Source organism: Burkholderia pulmonis (assembly GCF_984667975.1).
In genome coordinates this window covers 2,527,491-2,546,685 of the sequence record NZ_OZ480186.1, presented here as the reverse complement: position 1 = coordinate 2,546,685, position 19,195 = coordinate 2,527,491, and the positions used below count along the sequence as shown (strand labels likewise).

General features: G+C 63.8%; 16 protein-coding genes. 13 read left to right on the top strand and 3 right to left on the bottom strand.

The genetic code is table 11. The features are described from left to right. Positions 1–124 precede the first annotated feature (124 nt). The 12 genes from AC5LXK_RS11745 (at position 125) to AC5LXK_RS11690 (ending at position 14,087) form a co-directional block, all read left to right on the top strand. Complete coding sequence (locus AC5LXK_RS11745; protein ID WP_493388980.1) at positions 125–2,902, top strand: type VI secretion system Vgr family protein; 2,778 nt, start codon at positions 125–127, stop codon at positions 2,900–2,902. A gap of 23 nt (positions 2,903–2,925) precedes the next feature. After that, positions 2,926–5,187, top strand: a complete 2,262-nt coding sequence (locus AC5LXK_RS11740; protein WP_493388979.1) for a T6SS effector phospholipase Tle3 domain-containing protein — start codon at positions 2,926–2,928, stop codon at positions 5,185–5,187. Between the two features lie 50 nt (positions 5,188–5,237). After that, on the top strand, positions 5,238–6,665 hold the full coding sequence (locus tag AC5LXK_RS11735) for a virulence factor (RefSeq protein WP_493391217.1): 1,428 nt from the start codon (positions 5,238–5,240) through the stop codon (positions 6,663–6,665). A 9-nt stretch (positions 6,666–6,674) separates the two neighbouring features. Continuing rightward, the gene (locus tag AC5LXK_RS11730; RefSeq protein ID WP_027784933.1) at positions 6,675–6,938 is read left to right on the top strand and encodes a PAAR domain-containing protein; all 264 of its coding nucleotides are present in this window, start codon (positions 6,675–6,677) and stop codon (positions 6,936–6,938) included. Positions 6,939–6,985: 47 nt separating this feature from the next. Beyond that, the gene (locus AC5LXK_RS11725; RefSeq protein WP_493388978.1) at positions 6,986–8,323 is read left to right on the top strand and encodes a virulence factor; all 1,338 of its coding nucleotides are present in this window, start codon (positions 6,986–6,988) and stop codon (positions 8,321–8,323) included. 33 nt (positions 8,324–8,356) lie between these two features. Further along, complete coding sequence (locus tag AC5LXK_RS11720) at positions 8,357–8,665, top strand: hypothetical protein (RefSeq protein WP_493388977.1); 309 nt, start codon at positions 8,357–8,359, stop codon at positions 8,663–8,665. 87 nt (positions 8,666–8,752) lie between these two features. Further along, complete coding sequence (locus tag AC5LXK_RS11715) at positions 8,753–9,850, top strand: toxic anion resistance protein (RefSeq protein ID WP_493388976.1); 1,098 nt, start codon at positions 8,753–8,755, stop codon at positions 9,848–9,850. A gap of 20 nt (positions 9,851–9,870) precedes the next feature. Then, a complete protein-coding gene (locus AC5LXK_RS11710; RefSeq protein WP_493388975.1) occupies positions 9,871–10,611 on the top strand; it encodes a VWA domain-containing protein in 741 nt (246 codons plus the stop codon). Positions 10,612–10,654: 43 nt separating this feature from the next. Next, positions 10,655–11,671 (top strand): DUF475 domain-containing protein, encoded by a 1,017-nt coding sequence (locus tag AC5LXK_RS11705; RefSeq protein WP_493388974.1) that lies wholly within the window; start codon positions 10,655–10,657, stop codon positions 11,669–11,671. 101 nt (positions 11,672–11,772) lie between these two features. Then, a complete protein-coding gene (locus AC5LXK_RS11700) occupies positions 11,773–12,429 on the top strand; it encodes a TerD family protein (protein WP_493388973.1) in 657 nt (218 codons plus the stop codon). 51 nt (positions 12,430–12,480) lie between these two features. Next, on the top strand, positions 12,481–13,347 hold the full coding sequence (locus AC5LXK_RS11695; RefSeq protein WP_493388972.1) for a hypothetical protein: 867 nt from the start codon (positions 12,481–12,483) through the stop codon (positions 13,345–13,347). 119 nt (positions 13,348–13,466) lie between these two features. Continuing rightward, positions 13,467–14,087: an HAD family hydrolase gene (locus AC5LXK_RS11690; protein WP_493388971.1), complete on the top strand. Its 621-nt coding sequence runs from the start codon at positions 13,467–13,469 to the stop codon at positions 14,085–14,087. A gap of 15 nt (positions 14,088–14,102) precedes the next feature. Here AC5LXK_RS11690 and AC5LXK_RS11685 read toward each other — a convergent pair whose 3' ends face one another. Next, complete coding sequence (locus AC5LXK_RS11685; RefSeq protein WP_493388970.1) at positions 14,103–15,212, bottom strand: fatty acid desaturase; 1,110 nt, start codon at positions 15,210–15,212, stop codon at positions 14,103–14,105. 226 nt (positions 15,213–15,438) lie between these two features. Between AC5LXK_RS11685 and AC5LXK_RS11680 the strand changes: the two genes are divergently transcribed. After that, positions 15,439–16,476: an AraC family transcriptional regulator gene (locus AC5LXK_RS11680; RefSeq protein ID WP_493388969.1), complete on the top strand. Its 1,038-nt coding sequence runs from the start codon at positions 15,439–15,441 to the stop codon at positions 16,474–16,476. A 55-nt stretch (positions 16,477–16,531) separates the two neighbouring features. Here the strand turns inward: AC5LXK_RS11680 and AC5LXK_RS11675 are convergent, their stop codons facing one another. Beyond that, a complete protein-coding gene (locus AC5LXK_RS11675; RefSeq protein ID WP_493388968.1) occupies positions 16,532–17,581 on the bottom strand; it encodes a lactonase family protein in 1,050 nt (349 codons plus the stop codon). Continuing rightward, on the bottom strand, positions 17,568–18,935 hold the full coding sequence (locus AC5LXK_RS11670; protein WP_493388967.1) for an MFS transporter: 1,368 nt from the start codon (positions 18,933–18,935) through the stop codon (positions 17,568–17,570). Before AC5LXK_RS11670 ends, AC5LXK_RS11675 begins: the two co-directional genes overlap by 14 nt. Positions 18,936–19,195: the final 260 nt, after the last annotated feature.

Here is a 19,195-nt window from a genome sequence, read left to right as displayed (position 1 = left end):
CGTCATCAACCTGACAAATTTGCTATGCTCGCCGAAAACCAGACGAGCGGCACTCCCAGGACGGACCAGCGGGCGTGATTGCTCGACGAATAACGAAGTAAAACAAAATCCTGAGAGTCACGCTGTGAATACAGCCGAATTGCTACGCACGTTTGCGTCCGGGGTGGTCGATCAAAACAATCGGCCGGTTCGCATGAACTGGGGGCCCGCTCAGAAGACGCTCGAGCAGGTGCTGGCGCTCCAGTATGCCGACATCCGCGAAGGGTTGATGGCGGGCGTCGACGGGCATCTGACCTGCGTGTCCGCACGGACCGATCTCCCGATCCGCAGCTTCATCGGGCTGCCGGTTTCCGTCGAGATGACGACCGATCGCGGGCGTCTCCACACCATCAACGGCATCGTCACCGACGTTCGCACCGGACAGTCGGACGGTTCGCTGACCTGCTACCAGCTGACGATTCGCGACGTGCTGTCCGTGATGGAGCGGCGGACCAATTCGCGGCTGTTTCGCTCCAAGAGCCTGCCCGACATCCTGGGCGTGCTGCTTCAGGAGTGGCGCCAGCGCAGCCCGGCGCTCGCCGGCGCATTCGAATTCGACCTGTCCGGCCTGCACGGCGAACGATACCCGGCGCGCGAGCTGACGCGGCAGGTCAACGAGTCGGATGCGCATTTCATCCGGCGGCTGTTGCGGCGCGACGGTGCGACCGTATTCGTCAAGGCGGGCAAGGCCGGCGAGCGGGCAAGCGGCAACGCGCATGACACGCCGGTTCACACGCTCGTCTTCGCCGACGACTCGATGAAGCTGCCGGACACGGCCGCCGGCACCATCCGTTACCACCGCGACACCGCTACGGAAGAACGCGATTCGATCACGTTGTGGGCGACGAGCCGCCGGTTGATCCCGGGCAAGATCGTCCGGCCGACGTGGGATTACAAGAGCGGCCGGATGTCGCAAACCGAGCAGGCGACGATCGTCGACCAGGGCGACGGCGGCAACGACCTCGGGCACTTGCTGGCCGACGCCGTCATCGATATCCCGCACGCGGGGGATTCGTCGTCGGACCTCGACCGGATCGGCAAGGACCGGATGCTGGCGCATGAACTGCGTGCCGAATCCGTCGACGGCGTGAGCAATGTGCGCGACCTGGCCGTCGGTCACTGGTTTGCGCTTGCCGAGCATCCGCAACTCGACACCTTGCCGGCCGAACAGCGGCAGTTCGTCGTCACGTCGCTTCATCATCGCGTGCGGAACAACCTGCCGAAGGAGCTGAACGAGCGCGCGCAGTCGTTGTTCGCGGCAAGCCGCGTGCTGTTCAATGCGGTGCCGGCCGACGTGACCGGCAAGCCGGGCGATGAGAGCGACAGGCGCTACGAGAACACGTTCTCGTGCGTGCGGCGCGGCGTACCGCTGACGCCTGCCTACGATCCCCACGTCGACCTGCCGCCCGTGCATCCGATGACGGCCGTCGTCGTGGGCCCGGAGGGCGAGGAGGTGTTCTGCGATGAAATGGGTCGTATCCGCGTGCGGATCCAGGGGCTGAATGCGGACGATCATGCGCACGCGCAGGGCGCCGGCACGAGCGGCACGCCGTCCGACAGCGCGCCGGTGCGCGTCGCCTGCGCGCTCGCCGGGCCGAGTTTCGGTGCGAATACGTTGCCGCGCGTCGGCATGGAGGTGCTGATCGGTCATATCGGCGGCGATCCGGACCGGCTCGTCGTGATGGGCGTGCTGGCCAACGGGCCGAACATGCCGGCAACCTTCAGCCATACCGGCGCGCTGCCGGGCAACCGTTACCTGTCCGGTACGAAGACGAAGGAAATCAAGGGGCAGCGATACAACCAGATCCGCTTCGACGATACACCCGGGCAGATCAGCAGCCAGCTGGCGAGCGAGCATGCGTACAGTCAGTTGAACCTCGGCTACCTGACGCAACCGCGCGATAACGGGCAAGGCGCGGCGCGCGGCGAGGGCGCCGAATTGCGCAGCGATGCGCACGTAGCGATTCGCAGCGGCAAGGCGATGCTGATTTCTGCATGGGAACGGCTGCGCGCGAGCGACGGGCATCTTGCGCGGGACGAGTATCTGCAATTGATGCAGGAATGCGTCGAGCTGTTCAAGAGCCTCGGCGACTATGCGGGCCAGCACCAGGGCGTTGCGCCGGACACGCAGCCGCACGACGCGCTCATGACCACGGTGAAAGGCTGGCCGACTGGCGAGGCGTCCGGCGGCGGTGAATCGTCGGGCGCGTCGATGGCCGCGATCGGCATCACCGCGCCGGCCGGCATCAGCATGGCGACGCCGAAGACCGTGACGACCCATGCGGGTGGCAACGTCGATGTCGTCGCGCAGAACCACTTGCAGTACACGAGCGGTCAGCGGATCAACCTGCAGGCCGGGCATGGCGTGGCGATGTTCGCGCACAGCGAAGGCGTGTCGGCGATTGCCAACCAGGGGAAGGTGGCGCTGCAGAGCCAGAACGACGATACGCAGATCGATTCGGCGAAGAACATCCAGATGACGGCGGGGGGCGGCAAGCTCGCGGGCATGGCCAGCGAGCAGGTCGTGTTCGTGACGTCGGGCGGCGCGTATCTGAAGTTGCATGGCGGCGATATCGAGCTCGGGTGTCCGGGGAGTTTTACCGTCAAGTCCGCGTCGCATACGTGGGCCGGGCCGGCGAGCATGAGCGCCGATTTTCCGAAGTTCGACCAAGGCTCGCTGGGGCGCGTGCCGAAGCTGGTACGGGCCACTGACGGGCAGCCGGTCGAGGGCATGGAAGCCGAGGTGCGCAAAGCGTCGGGCGAGTTGATCAAGGGGAAGACCGACGCGCAAGGCAAGCTGGAGCCGGTCAGTAGCGATCAGTTCGAACAATTGGCGGTTCGCTTCTTCAAGTCGAGAACCTGAGCTGAGTCTTCAAGAAAAACAACATGTTCAACTACAACTTTGCGCAGAACCCGAGCGGGCAGACGTCGGCTGATGATGCGTCGCAGACTTCGGTGGGCGGTGGGGCGGGGACGACGCTGTTCAATCGCAATGATCTCGAATGCGTGATGCAGATGCCGCTGCCGGGTGTGGTCATCTTCGTGCACGGGGTGAATTCTGAGGGCGAATGGTTCAAGGACGCCGAGCAGGGGCTGTGTGCCGGATTGAACCGGCGCATGGGGCGCTATGACGATCAACTGTTCCATTTCGGGCCAGTGGCCGGGCAGATGACGCCGGTCAGCTATATCGAGAGCCTGACGTCCGACGGCTTCCTGAATCCGGAAATGACGTCGAAGACGTACATCAAGCCCGATCCGTCCTTTTCTCCCGTCATTCATTTCCGGTGGGGCTATGCCGCCAATGCTGAGGAGCTGAAGGAGTATGGCGACAAGATCATGCTCAACGAGAAGAATTACTGGGGCGGCGGGCCGTTCGCGGGCGGGTGTTCGAGTCTGCCGGATCTGTGGAACGACGGGTTGCACGACCGGCTTTTTCTCTGGTTGACCGTCCAGCATATGAATTCGATCGGCAACCGCAAGATCTATTCGACGCCGCCGCGTACCTATGGCGTGCTGGGTGCGCTACGGCTTGCGCGCCTGGTCGAATCGATCCGCAAGCGCCAGGCCGACGTGCCGATCACGATCGTGTGCCACAGCCAGGGAAACATGATCGGTCTTGCCGCTGCGTTCCTCGGCGACCGGTTGCCGGAGGTGGAGGACCGGTGGGGCAAGAAAGGACGCTGCGTGGCGGACACTTATGTTCTTGCCAATCCGCCGTACAGCCTGGTGGAGAGCAACTTCACCGATACCTGGGCACAGCGCGGGGTACGCGACAAGAACGGACACGTGGGGCGCGAGACCTATGTCGCCCGCAAGGAAACGCTGAGGGAGTACTTCGATATCCTGCGCGCTCGAGCCGATCTGGAGATGCCTGCGGAGGATCTCGATCGCGCGATGGAAAACGCCAGACCGTCGGAGTGCGGGGGGAAGCCGTATAGCGCAGCCAAGGACCGGGAGGCGCACGGGTTGTACCAGAAGAATACCTACGGGAGAGTGACACTGTATTGCTGTCCGCATGATCAGGTCATTTCCGCCCTGACCGTTCAAGGGATCGGATGGCGCGGCATGAATATCGAAGAGATCAGTGCGACGAACGCGTGGGGTGTTTTCTCGCAACGTGTGTTCGCGTCGAATTTCGAGGTCGGCGGTGAAAATAAGCTATACCGGTATTGGGAGGATGACTGGCGTAGTGGCAAGAACAAAACGGAGGGGTTTTGGTATCCGCCGTCACCGCCCGCGCGATACGGTTTTGCGCGAGGCATGCATTCCAACGAGGGGTGGTTCGCGAAGTTTGTCACGTTTGTAACGAGCCCCGCCCTCTACCTGTTCAACTTGTCGGACATGGAGGTCAATGCCCTGCCGCCGAACGAATGGGAAATCCCGATTACGGCTCCGATGCTCGACAAGGAAACACGCTTCTTTCCAAAGGCGTTGCGTTACGGCAAACCATCAGGCGCTTGTGATGCGCACGGGAAACCGATCGAGGAAGGGCGCTTCAACGAGGGTTACGATCCGCCGTCGGCTGGCCGCGATGCCAATAAGGAGGGTAAGCGGGATGACGACCCATACGACAACTTCGACACGAAGTCGGAAAAATTTGCGACCGAAAGCGACGCGCTGAAAGCGCAGGGGGATGCTGCATCCGAGGCTGCGCAGCGATACGAGGATCACTCCATTCTCCGTATGGAGGCGCGGAGATCCGGAAATCGCCGCTGGGTCGACAAAGATGGAAAGGTAGTCGGAGAGGACAATCCTGAGTCAGCAAGTGCTGATTACACCGAATGGCGGAACAAGGAGATTTTTCAGATTCTGAACGGTGGGGACAAAAATAACCCCACCAACCATTCGACCATCATGACCAACAAGGACCATGCTGAAAAGGCACTCGCTTATGATGTGGCAATTGGTCTTTGCTATCTGACGGAGCTTGATTTCTATAAGCTTCGCATTGAGGCTGACTGGAGGTTTATCGGTGATCTGGATGACAGTCATCCGAGTCAGAAATTTTCTGAATATCTCTCGTACGGTAAATATAAAAAGGATTTCCTTCAGAATTGGGTGAAGAAGGACAAGGATGCAATGATGCCATCTAAGATATATGACGAACGCGATGGGGGGCTTTTCCTGAAGATCGGGGGTGTTCTGTGAGAACGATCATCGCCACATGGCCTCGTCGTGTAGGAATGGCATGCGTTGTGATGATCGTAACCTCTATCGTTTCGCTTGTACTGGCGACTTCGACCGGTGATTCGACTGGTGGGCTATTGAATTTGGGGGAATTGATGAAGCGACTGGTGCTGCTGCCGGGACTTCTGGCAATTGTGGTGTTGGCGTTGACGACCGTTCTTGTAGCACCGAAAGCGATCGCTGCGCCGGCTGCCGGATCGGCTTCCGCAGGTGCGGGGGCAGAGCCGTCTAAGCCTTTTGTGGCTCAAGTGGTGGGCCTTGAGTGGATGAATCCACTGCAGAGGCGTGACTATCCGACAGAGTGGCAATTGTTGTGGACGCTGGGATTGGTGAAGCCGAACAACAACGACGATATGGTTCGGGCAAATCCGAAGAAATATTCGACGTTGCAAGCAATTTCTATTGTGGCCGATGGTCAATGGGGTAGTGAGTCATTTGTTGGGTTTTATAAGAAGTATGTTAGAAAATTGCTCGTGCTTTTTCGTGCTCGATATGTAACGAGTTCTGATTATTTTTATACGGTAAAGTCTGATAATAAAAAGGAGTGGCGCGAATTGGCTGGTGTCCGCGTCGAGCTCGCCATTCCGAAGGGGCGTCTGGATCCGGTGCTTGCCGGATCATTCTTGAGTGACGAAATGACCAATGCGTATGAGATCGGCAATCCGTCCGCGAAAGACCTATGGAGCCACGATACGCCGCCCGATGTGCATGTGACGACGGGCCAGGGGAATGCCGGCTTCACGTCGCTGAACGCGGCACTGGACTATCTGGCTGCCCACCCCGACAAAAGCGTGTGGGTAATGAACTGGGACGCCCCCAGCTTTCCGCCGAAGGATGAACAGATCAACGAGAACATGGTGGTGCTGTTCCTGGCGGGTCCGGACCTGAAGACGGAACGTGAGCCGCTTGCGTGGATCGGCAAAGCCGCGCGAAGCAACGTCAAGGATTTCGAGGCGAAGCAAGGCGTGAGCCGCGCGGTGCAGGCATGGAAGTCGACGCTCGATAAAGCGGCGATCAATGCAGGCGTGCCGGTGTCGTCGGTGAATTACATCGTGCACGACGCAGGCAAGGGCAGCGATGCTGCATCGACACGGATTGCCTCGCTGTCGCAGACGCTGACGGAAGTGTTGCCGGAATACGATTTCCGTACGCAGACCTTCAACACATCGGCGTTGCTCGGCGACATGGGAGCTGGCGCGGCGCTGACCGATGTGGCGCTGGCGATCGGCCGGGCGAATCACCTCGGCGGCAACGTGCTTGTCGCAGGAACGACCGACACCGAGCATCCGACGGCAGTGGTAGTCGTTGCGCCTTCGAAGCTGACGCCGATCGACGCAGGCAAGGACTGGTTCCGCGCACGCGGGGAGAACAACGCGTACTTGCCGTGGTGGGGCCGCCGTCATGACGCGCGTCCGGCATCGCAAGGCTATTCGGAATAAGGAGCACGCATGCGCGGAATCATTCGAGTCGGCGACGCGACGAGCCATGGCGGGCAGGTCGTAACCGGCAGCGCGGTCAGTGAAGTGATGGGGCGGCCGGTGGCCCGGCTCGGTGATACGTGTGTCTGCCCGATCGCGGGCCATCAGGCCTGCTTTATCGCCGAAGGCGATCCGCAGGTTATCGTCGATGGCAAACCCGCTGCATTCGATGGCCACAAGACATCGTGTGGCGCGACGCTGATTTCGAGTCTGGCGTCGTCCGGACGGGAATGAATTGTCGAACCGGCCTCCGTCACTGGCCGGTTCGACCAGGAATATTCATGTATCGCATTCTTGCCGGACGCGTTGGATTCGTCTCACTCGCCATGGCGGCACTTCTGTCGGGCTCGCCGTTGCGGGCCGAGACGAGTACTGCGCTGGCACCATCTGTCGAAGAGGGGGCTGCCGCACCGTTCGTTGCCCAGGTAGTCGGACTTGAATGGCTCAATCCGCTGCAGCGCCGTGACTATCCGACCGAGTGGCAATTGCTGTGGACGCTCGGGTTGGTGAAGCCGAACGTCAACGACGATATGGTGCGGACAAATCCCCAAAAATACTCGACGTTGCAGGCGATCTCTATCGTGGCGGACGGGCGGTGGGGGCGCGAGTCGTTTGTGGGTTTCTACAAGAAATATATTCGCGAACTTCTTGTGTTGTTTCGGACGCGCTATGTGATGAACCCGGATTATTTTTACACCGTCAGCTCGAAGTACAAGAGAGAGTGGCGCGAGCTGGCCGGGGTACGTGTCGAGTTTGCACTTCCTGCCGGTCGGCTCGACCCTGCCGTTGCCGGAGCGTTCTTGCGCGACGAAATGGTGAATATGTATGAAATCGGCAACCCCTCCGCAAAAAATCTATGGAGTCGTGACACGCCGCCCGATGTGCACGTGACGTCAGGCCAAGGCAATGCCGGCTTCACGTCGCTGAACGCTGCGCTGGACTACCTCGCTGCGCACCCTGACAAAAGCGCATGGGTGATGAACTGGGACGCGCCGAGCTTTCCGCCGCACGACGAACAGATCAACGAAAACATGGTGGTGCTGTTCCTCGCTGGTCCGGGTTTGAAGACCGAACGAGAGCCGCTCGCCTGGATCGGCAAGGCCGCACGGGGCAACCTTCGGGATTTCGACGGGAGCACCGATGCAAAGCGTGCGGCACATGCGTGGAGATCGACGATTATCGATGCGGCAGCAAGCAATGCCGGCGTCACGGTCTCGTCGCTGAACTATGTCATTCATGACGCGGGCAAGGGCAGCGATGCCGCGTCGGCAAGTGCTGCGGCCTTCTCGCAAGGACTCGCGGAAGCCTTGCCGGAAAACGACCTTCGCGAAAATACCTTCAACACGTCGGTATTGCTCGGTGACATGGGTACTGGTGCAGCCTTGACCAATGTGGCACTCGCGATCGGTCGTGCGAATCACCTCGGTGGGAACGTGCTCGTGGCGGGAACGACCGACGCCGACCATCCGACAGCAGTGGTGGTGGTCGCGCCATCGAAGCTGACACCGATCGACGCCAGCAAGAACTGGTTCCGCGCTCGCGGCGAAAACAACGCGTACCTGCCGTGGTGGGGCCGTCGTCACGATGCGCGTCCAGCGTCGCAAGGCTATTCGGAGTAGGACCTGGCGCAGGCGACTGCCGCAATACATCGCATGTCCGCACGTCAGGCATCGACGGATACGCCGCCGGCCGATGCGGTGCGACGCCCCTCCGGCGTTAAGCAATCTGTAACAATCAGCGGAATAGCGAGAAGCGAAGTCTTTCAAAATACTTTCTATTTTTCGTTGCTGGTACTTCCCGAGAAATCCGGATTCTCGCTCCATCAAGGCATTGGCCTCTACGTCACGAGAAGCGTCATCGAGATTTTCATCGCATACATTACAAATAGTATGGAAATTGAAAGATTTCCCTCGCTTGACGCACTGCACGATCGCCCTTTATTGTCCGTCTGCCGCCCGTGAGAGAGCACGACGGCAATCGCGGATGCGCGCCTTGCGCGTACGACGACAACACGTAGCAAAAAGCAGAAAAGGAAACGTGGTAGCCACATGAAGCCGCTATTCGATGACAAGAAATCCGATGCGGTCAGCGATCGTCCTTCCACCCCGTCTTTGTCACCCGTCGCGGTGCCTGCCGCCGTCGCCAACGTCGTCGTGCCGGCCGCGCAGCCGACGGAGCATGCGCGCCTGATCACCGTCGACGAGATCGATCAGCTCGGCGCGACGCAGGGCACGCGGATCGCCGCCTTTTCCCAACAGATTCTCGCAAGCGTCCGCGCGTCGGATGCCGACCAGTTCGGCGACAAGCTCAATGAACTGATCGCGACCGCGAAGGGGCTCGACCCGCGCGGCGCCGACAAGGGCGGGCTGCTCACGCAGGTCACGCGGCTGTTCCGCTCGACCAAGGAGAAGCTGCTGTCGCAATACGAGTCGGTGAGCAAGCGGATGGATACGCTCGTCGTCGAGCTTGAAAGCCATTCGCAGCGCCAGAAGGCCGGCATCGACGAACTCGAGCGGATGTACAACGACAACTTTGCGTTGCACCAGGAACTTGCACAGTCGAAGGCGCACGGCGAAACGGCGCTCACGACGCTGCGCGCGCATCTCGCGGCCGGCCAGCAGCCGGCGGACGATGCATTCGCGGCACAGCGCCTGCTCGACGTGAAGCGCAAGGTCGACGCACTCGAAAGCAAGCTCGACGACCTCGATCGCGCGATGCTGATGTCCAAGCAGCTCGCGCCGCAGATCCGGATGGAGCAGGACCAGAAACGCACGCTGACGTCGAAGTTCATGACGATCAAGACCGTGCTGATCCCCGCGTGGACCAATGCGTTCGCGCTCTACCTCGAGCAGCTCAGCACGAAGCGCGCGGCGGCGCTCGCGAATGCGACGTACGACGCGGCCGACGAGGCGATCCGCGCGCAGGCCGACCTGAACCGCCAGAACGCGCAGGAAGTCGCGAAGCTCGGCCAGCGTCCGGTGATCTCGACCGACACGTTCGAATACGCGCAGCAACAGCTGTTCGGCGCATTCGACGACATCACGCAAATCATCGCCGACGGCAAGCGCCAGCGCGAGCAGGACGCACCGCGCCTGCGCCAGCTCGAACAGGACCTGATCACCCGATTCGCTCCGAAGCACAACTGAGAGAACTGAGAGAACACCGCATGATTACGCTTGAGAAACGCGCGGCGAAGGTCGCGATCGTCCTCGAAAAACGTCAGATCCTGAAGCCTCCTGTCGTGCGCGTCGGCGCGGCGCTCGACATCTCGGGCTCCGCGAAGCCGCTGTACCAGTCGGGCGTGATCCAGGAGACGCACGACCGGATCCTCGGCATCGCGCTGAAATTCGACGACAACGGCGAAGTCGACACGTGGACCTTCACCGAAGGCTACGACCGCCTGCCGACCGCGACGCCGGACAACTACGGCTCGTACATCTCCGATCATGTGCTCGAAGCGCGGATCGACAAGTGGGGCGGCACGCAGTACGCGCCGGTGATGAACGACATCGTCGACTTCTTCTTCCGTGCGCCGGAGCCGAAGCGCGAAGAAAAGCGCGGCTTCCTGAGCAGGCTGTTCGGCAGTTCGGAAGATACGTCCACGCCGGCCGCCTCCGCACCGGTGAACGGCCATCTGCCCGCATGGGTGCTGTTCGTCACCGACGGCCAGAACCCGAAGAACGACCGCAAGCGCGTGCGCCAGCTGCTGGCCGAGTCGCAGCACTTCCCGCTGTACTGGTCGCTCGTCGGCGTCGGCGATCCGAGCGAGTTCGGCTTCCTCTCGGAGATCGCGGACGAAATGCCCAACGTCGGCTTCCTGCATCTCGAATCGCTGAATATCAGCGACGAACAGATCTACGAACAGCTGATCACGCAGGAATTCTGCGACTGGGTGCGCGCGAAGTAAGCGCTGCCCGCACGCCCATTTTTCTGAACTCGATTACCCCATCATGTTGAAAGACTTCAAGATCCCGTTGTCGCTCACGGTGCTCGCGCTGGTCGCGGCCTATCTCCTCGGCGGCGTGAAGGACATGCTGATCGTTGCGGTCCTGTCGGTGCTCGAAATCTCGCTGTCGCTCGACAACGCGGTCGTCAACGCATCGGTGCTCAAGAACTGGTCGGAGAAGTGGCGCAACCGCTTCATGGTGTTCGGCCTGCCGGTCGCCGTGTTCGGCATGCGGCTCGTGTTCCCGCTGCTGATCGTCGCCGTGATCGGCCACATCGGCCTGTGGGACGCACTGACGCTCGCGATCGAATCGCCGGAGAAGTACGCAGCGGTGCTGACGTCCGCGCATCACGAGGTGTCGGCGTTCGGCGGCGCGTTCCTGCTGATGGTGTTCTTCAAGTTCATGCTCGACACCGAGAAGGACGAGCACTGGATCGGCTTCCTCGAAGGCCCGATGCGCCATCTCGGCCGCATCACCGCGCTGGAGGTGGCGCTGACGCTCGCGATCGTGATCGTCGCGTCGTTCTACGTGCCGGCGGCCGAGCAGGTCAGCTTCCTGCTCGCGGGCGCGTTCGGCGTGATCGGCTTCGTGATCGCGCACGGCGTGGGCGACCTGGTCGGCGGCGGGGAAACGGGCACGCGCGTGGTGCGCGAAGGCGTCGCGGGTTTCATGTATCTCGAAGTGCTCGATTCGTCGTTCAGCTTCGACGGCGTGATCGGCGCATTCGCGCTGTCGAACAACATCTTCCTGATCGCACTCGGCCTCGGCGTCGGTGCGGCCTATATCCGGGAGATGACGCTCGTGCTGCTGAAGAAGGGAACGCTCGCGCAGTACCGCTTTCTCGAGCACGGCGCGTTCTGGGCAATCGGTGCGCTCGCAACGATCATGTTCATGGGCGTGAAGTTCGAGGTGCCCGAGGTCGTCACGGGCCTGATCGGTGCGGCGATGATCGCCGCGGCCGTGTGGTCGTCGATCGTCGTGCAGCGCAAGGAAGACCGCGCCGCGGTGGCGAGCGAGTAACTGAGCACACGTCGCGCAGGTCGAAAGTCATCAACGAGGGGCCGCACGTGCGGCCCGGCATTGCCGCCGACGCAACGGCGGTTCCAGCAGAAGAGGTTCAGATGATCAATTTGTCGAAAGGCGGTCGCGTCAACCTGTCGAAGGAAGCGCCCGGCACGCAGAAATTCCGCATCGGTCTCGGTTGGGACGCGAACGCAACGGACACGGGTACGGACTTCGATCTCGACGTGTCGGTGTTCCTGTGCAAGTACGACGCGCAGAGCAACCCGCGGCTGATCTCGGATCAGCACTTCGTGTTCTACAACAGCGAAGTGCGCACGATGGAGCGCAAGGAAACCTTCATCCAGCCGGGCGACGATTTCCCGAAGCGCGGGATGCCCGCGTCGAAGTGCCTGGGCGTCGTGCATAGCGGCGACAACCGCACGGGCAGCGGCGACGGCGACGATGAAGTGATCTTCATCGACGTGACGAAGCTCGCGGCCGACATCGAGGAAATCTCGGTGGTCGTGACGATCGACCAGGCCGAAGCGCGCCGCCAGAATTTCGGGCAGGTTCGCAACAGCTATATCCAGATCGCCGACGAGGTGTCGGGTGCGGTGATCGCGAAGTACGCGCTCGAAGAAGACTTCTCGATGGAGACGTCGGTGCAGGTCGGCAGCTTCTACCGCCGCGACGGCCACTTCATGTTCAAGGCGGTCGGCGCCGGCTACAACCGCGGCCTCGGCGATTTCGTGCGCGCATACGGCGGCGCGGTCTGACTGGCGGCAGCCCGGCGTGCTGAATCCAGTCGCGCCGGGCGGGAAGCAGCGATGACGAATCCGTCCGACGAGCCGAAGCGGCTCGAGTTCGACACGACGCCCGAGTGCACGCCCGGGCGTCTTGCGTTCGACGCACCGCCCGCGGCCGGTGCGCCGTTCGCGCGCGCGCCCGAGCGGCCCGCGCCGCAGGCGCTCGACCTCGGGCCCGCGCCCGACAAGGCCGGGCGTGCGGTACCTGCCGATGCGGTCGGCCGCGCGCTGTTCGGCGAATCGAACCACCCGCAGCTCGACGCGTGCTTCCGCGCCGCGCAGGCCAGCTTCCCGAATCTCTATCCCGACTACGCGCCGCGCATCGAGCGGCACATCCGGCAACTGGTGCCGCTCAAGCTCGCGACGGTCGCGACGATCGGCGACGGCGCGCTGGAGACGGCGGGCAACCTCGTCGAAGCCGTCGCGGCGACGACGCGCGAATTCAACGAGCTCGGCGCGGCCGACATGATGGCCGGGATGCTCGCGCAGGCGACGCGCAAGGCCGGCATGTTCGAGCGCTGGTTCGGCGGCGCGTCGGGGCACGTCGACTACCGCGCGGCGATCGGCGCGCTCAAACAGTCGCTCGGCTTCTTCCCTCGCCGGACCGAGGAACTCGGCGCGAAGGTCCGCCATGCGGAGGAAAACCTCGTGGTCGTGCTGGCGGCGCTGAGCGCGGTGGCGGACGTCGTGCGCGCGCCGGACGATGCGGGTGTCGAGCGTACGCTGTTCGATCGCCGCAACATCGTCGGGCAGGCCGTCCAGCAGATCCGGATGCAGCCGGCGCAACTGCGCGGGCTCGACGAGCGCGTGACCGACCTGCTGTCGCGCGCCGATCACCTGATGAACGTCGTACTGCCGGCGGCATTTGCCGCGCGCCCGCGGCGCTGAGCGAACGGGACGGACTCGCGCGCTTCGGCGCGCGGTTTCGCGTCGGGCGATACGGTTCGCGCGGATGGCCGCGAGTCTGCTATCTTCCGGGCATTCCATCGTTTTCCCGCCGATTCTCCATGACTGACCGCATCGTCGCCGCATTCGATTTCGACGGCACCATCACGACTACCGACAGCTTCCGCCATTTCGTCCGCTATGCGGTCGGCACGCCGCGTTTCGCGTGGGCCGGGCTGCGCGCGCTGCCGTGGATCGTCGCGATGAAGGCCGGGCTGCTGTCGCGCGGCGACGCGAAGGCGAAGTTCGCGTCGTTCGCGTTCGGGCCGATCCGCGAGGACGCGCTCGATGCGCAGGCGCGCACGTTCGTCGATACCTATCTGCCGGGCCTCGTGCGTGCGGACATGCTCGAGCGCATTCGCGAGCATCGGGCGCGCGGGCATGAAGTCGTGCTGGTCAGCGCGTCGCCGTCGCTGTATCTGGAGAAGTGGGCGAAGACGGCCGGCTTCGATGCCGTGCTCGCGACGCGACTCGCGTTCGAGCGCGGCACCTTCGCCGGGCGGCTCGACGGCGAGAACTGCTGGGGGCCGCAGAAGGTCGTGCGGCTGCGCGGGTGGTGGGGCAACCGGCCGCCGAAGCAGTTGTTCGCGTACGGCGACAGCCGCGGCGACAAGGAAATGGCGGAGCTCGCGAACTGGTCGTGGATTCGCGGCCAGGGGCCGATGCCGCCGATCGGCGATTGATGCGATGCGGCGGCGTTACGCGTCGGCCGATGCGTTGCGCGTGCCGCGCGACGGGCGATAGCCGCTCCAGCGATTCGCACGGGCGAACGTGCCGACGTCGTTGAAGCGCACGCCGACTTCGCGCAATGCCGCATGCGCGGTACGCGCGGTCAGTTGCCGGATGTAGAACGGATCGCGCACCACGAAGTGATGGATCGCGTGCGTGCTGCCGAAATTGAAGCAGAACAGCTGGAACGGCAGCATCCACCACGGGTTCAGCACCTGGGTTTGCTGGATCACGTTGCGCGAATCGATGTCGCCGAAGTAGTGCATGTTCGAGCTGACGAAGTTGATGCAGAAGCTGCGCACGAAGTTCGGCCCGAGCCATACCACCGCCAGGAAATCGACGACGCTCATCACGCGTCCGACGACGGCCGGCACCGTCACCGCGTAGCCGAACGCATGCAGCGCGAACAGGCCGGCGTGATAGACGATGAACGCATGCCACAGCACGTAGTACACGTGGCCGACCGGCATGTACGACGACACCTGCTCGACGCGCAGCTGCAGGCGTTCAGACGGATCCTGCACCGGCTGCGCGGCCACGTACTGTTTCACCTTGCGGCGCATCGCGGCCGGCCGCAGCACGACGGCGAGCATGCCGTCCGCGATCATCAGCAGGCGCTTCACGCCCCAGCGCTCGCCGTTGGTGATGCCGAATTCCTCGAGATCCGATTCGCCGCCCGACACCTTGTGGTGATGCAGGTGCATGCGCCGCCGCGTCCACGGGTTGATCGTGCCGGGCCGCGTGAGCCAGCACAGCGCCATCATCAGGTGATAGGCCCACGGCGTCTTCTTGAAGTACATCAGGTGGATCAGGTCGTGTTCGAGCTCGTGGATCAGCGACGTGACGAACGCGGCGAGCGGCAGTGCGACGTACCACGCGATCGTGCCGCGCGCATACAGCCACGCGATCGCGAGCATCGCGCTCACCGACACGGCCATCACGGTCGCGCCGACGAGGTTCTGGTTGTCGAGCAGCGGAAAGCGCGCGCGGATCGCGTCGCTCGCGGCGTTGACCTCGCGGCGGACGTAGGCGACCTTGTCTGCATCGTGGCGAAAGACGGTTCGTGCGGGTTGGCTCATCGACCGGAATCCGTGCGGAAAGAGTGGGGCGCAATGCCGATGTGACTAGCATAGGCGCGCGCCGGACCGCATGCGAGGGCCGCTGGTGCCAATGGCAGTGTCATTTCGGGCCACGTTGGCCGGCCGGCGCGCAGCAGATTGCATGCCGCCCGGCTAGAGTGCCGCTGCGGTGTCATTGTGGGCCAGCGACGCTACAATCCGCCCAAACCGCTCCGGAGTCCACCGCATGGTCCTGTCCGTTCCGGATGCCGCGCGCCAGCTGAACAAGGCGACGGTGTCGTCCGCGTATGCGCTGTTCATGCTGATGCTGGCCGAGGAGCGCGGCATCGACGGCGGCCGCATTCTCGCCGGCTCGGGCATCGAGCGCGACCGGCTCGCGCAGCCCGATGCACGCATCACGCCGCTTCAGCAGGCGGCGATCGTGTTCAATCTGCTCGACGCGACCGACGACCCGTCGATCGCGATCGAGATCGGCCTGCGCAGCAGCCTGACGAAAGCGGGGCTGATCGGCTTCGGGCTGATGAGCTGCGCGACGCTCGGCGAGGCGATCGCGCTCGGCATCCGTTACCTGCCGACGCGCGTGCCGTTCTTCTCGGTACGGCTCGCGCAGCTCGACGGCATCGTCGACATCGACGTGCTCGAAGCGTTTCCGCTCGGTCGGCTGCGCCAGTTCGCGGTCGAGAACTTCCTGGTCGAGACCGCGATCCTGTTCAATTCGCTGTTGTATCCGACGCCGGGGCGCACGCTGCAGTCGCGCGCCGAACTCCATTTCGAATGGCCCGAACCGCCGTGGTTCGAGCGTTATCGCGCGCGGCTGCCGCGCTGCCATTTCGATGCGAGCGCGAACCGCATCCGCTGCGACGTCGCACTGCTCGACGAGCCGATCGGCACCGCGAACGCGCAGACCGCGCAGATGATCGTCCAGCAGTGCGAGGCGGAACTCGCGCGGCTCGGCTATGCGGAGAGCATCGTCGAGCGCGTGCGCAACCTGCTGATCTGCGGCGACGGCGGCTATCCGTCGGTCGACGATGTCGCGCGCGAGCTGCACGTGTCGGCGCGCACGCTCAAGCGCAAGCTTGCCGAATACGGTTCAACCTATTCGTCGCTGCTCGACGAGATCCGGCTGCGCGATGCGCTGCGGCTGCTCGAGGGCACGCGCCTGCCGGTCGACGAGATCGCGGCGCGCGTCGGCTATACGGACCGCGCCAATTTCACGCGCGCGTTCAAGCGCTGGACGGGCGTGGCGCCGAGCGAGCGACGCTGAACGCCGCATCCGCGGCGGCCTGCCGGTTCCCGCACAGGCGGGCACCGTTGCTGCGTCAGACGATCGCGATCCAGTTCGCGCCGCGTCCGCCCGGCACGCGCGCATGCAGCGTCAGCGCGCCGTCGTCCGGCGCGATCGCATGGATTGCCACGTGCTCCGACTGTTCGCCGCAGGCGACGAGCCAGCGGCCGGACGGATCGATCGCGAAACCGCGCGGCTGCGTTTCGGTGGCCGTCGCGTGTGCGGGTTCGAACGACCCGTCGTCGTTGCGGCGATAGCAGAGCAACTGGCTCGACGTGCGCTCGCTGACATACGCGAAGCGTTCGTCGGGCGTCAGATGCAGGTCGGCGGCCCACACGGACGGTTCGGCGGGCGCGGGCGGGCGCGCGTGGCCTGGCGCGAGTTCGGCGACGGCCGGGTGGCGTGCGCTCACGTGAGCGTCGCCGAGCCGGCCGGTGTCGGGGTCGCGTGCGAAGGTGGCGAGCGTGGCCTGGAATTCGCTGACGACGATGAGCGTTCGGCCGTCATCCGCGAAATGCAGGTGACGCGGGCCGAAGCCGGCCGGCACGCGAGTTTCGCCGTGTTCGACCGCGCGCAGGCCGGCCGCATCCTCGACGAGCGCGAAGCCGAACACGCGGTCCGAGCCGAGCGAGCTGACGTACGCGAAACGATTGTCCGGCGACACGACGACCGAATGCGCGTTCGCGATGCCGCCCGCGATCTGCAGCGGCGTACCGTCACCGTCGCGCACGCGCGCGGCGTCGTAGAGGCTCAGCGAATTGCCGCCGTACGACGCGCCCAGCAGCCAGCGGCTGCTGCGGTCGAGCGACAGGTACGCATGGCTCGCGTCGATCGCCGTCGTGCCGATCCGCACGAGCGCGCCTGTGGCTGCGGCGACGCGGAACGCGACGATCGTCGGCTGCTCGCCGCGCGTCGCGACGTAGAGCCGCGCGCGGTCGGCCTGCACGGCGATCGGCATCGCGACGTCGGCTGCGGGGTAGCGGGCGAGCGGCGCGAGCGTGCCGTCGCCGGCGAGGGAGAACGTGGCGAGGTCGCCGTCGGTGGCATTCGAGACGACGACGGTCAGGCGGTCAGTGTTCGGCATGGCGGAGCATCGAAGCGTTCGTGAAGGAGTCGTCGGCCGGCAGGCCGTTCGGCGGATCGCTGCGCCGGTGCGTGCGCGCGAACAGCGCGGCGACCGCGGCGACGAGCGAAGCGATCGCGAGCGCGTACAGCCCGCCCGTGATCGAACCCGTATGTTGCTTCAGATAGCCGAAGGCCGTCGGTGCGACGAAACCGCCGAGGTTGCCGACCGAGTTGATCAACGCGATCACGGCCGCGGCCACGCGCGTGTCGAGATAGCCCTGCGGGATCGGCCAGAACAACGACGACGCGGCCTTGAAGCCGAGTGCGGCGAAGCAGATCGACGCGAACGACCATACCGGATCGTGCGACGTCGACGCAAACAGCCCGCAGGCGGCGAGCACGAGCGCACACGCGAGCCAGCGCTGCGGATGCTTCCACTTCGACGACAGCACGGCGAAGCCGTACATCGCGCCGATCGCGATCATCCACGGAATCGTGTTGTACAGGCCGACCTGGAAATCGGTGAGGCCACCCATCTTGCGGATGATCGTCGGCAGCCAGAACGTGGCCGCGTAGATCGTCAGCTGGATCGAGAAGTACAGGAAGCAAAACAGCATGATCTGCGGATCGCGCATCAGTGCGGTGGCGCGCACCGGCACGTTCGAGCGGACGTCGCGCTTAGCGCGTTCCTCGTCGAGGGCGTTCTGGAGCGCGGTGCGTTCTTCGGCCGTGAGCCACGTCGCGTCGCGGATGTGCGATTTCAGCAGCAGCCAGCTCGCGCCGCACAGCACGACCGAGAACAGCCCTTCGATCAGGAACATCCATTGCCAGCCTTCGAGGCCGAAGCCGCGGATCGACAGCAGCGCACCGGTCACGGGCCCGGACAGCACCGACGCGAACGCGGAGCCGCCGAGGAAGATCGCCATCGCCTTGCCGCGCTCCTGCGGCGGCAGCCATTGCGACAGGTACAGCACGACGCCGGGGAAGAAGCCGGCCTCGGCCACGCCGAGCAGGAAGCGCAGCGTGTAGAACGACGTGTCGTTCCACACGAATGCCATCGCGGCCGCGACGATGCCCCACGTCGCCATGATCCGCGCGAGCCACACGCGTGCGCCATAGCGCTGCATCAGCAGGTTCGACGGCACTTCGAACAGCGCGTAGCCGACGAAGAACAGCCCGGCGCCGAGCCCGTACGCGGCCGCGCCGATGCCGATCGACGCCTCGAGGTGACGATCGACGAAGCCGACGTTTACGCGGTCGATGTAGTTCGCGATGAACATGATCAGCACGAGCGGCAGCACGTGCCACTTCACTTTCGAAACGGCGGACGCGAGCGGGTCGCGGCCGGGCAGGGCGGGCGAGGGCGGGTTCAAGGGTGTCTCCGGTCGGGCGGCGGCGGATGGGGCCTTGGCTCGCATCCGCATCTGGATCGCAATCGATGTAGTATGTCGTCGTATGACATGGTACGCCTGAGTGCGAGCAAAGACGTCGCGGGTTTACCCGGAAAAATCTCAAATACTGGGGAGTACCGCGAGACAGATTGACGACCTATTCATGTCTGATGACGTATGACATGAAATGAGATCACGACGATCGCCGGACCGCGTTGGCCTACCCGCTATCGGCATCGCAT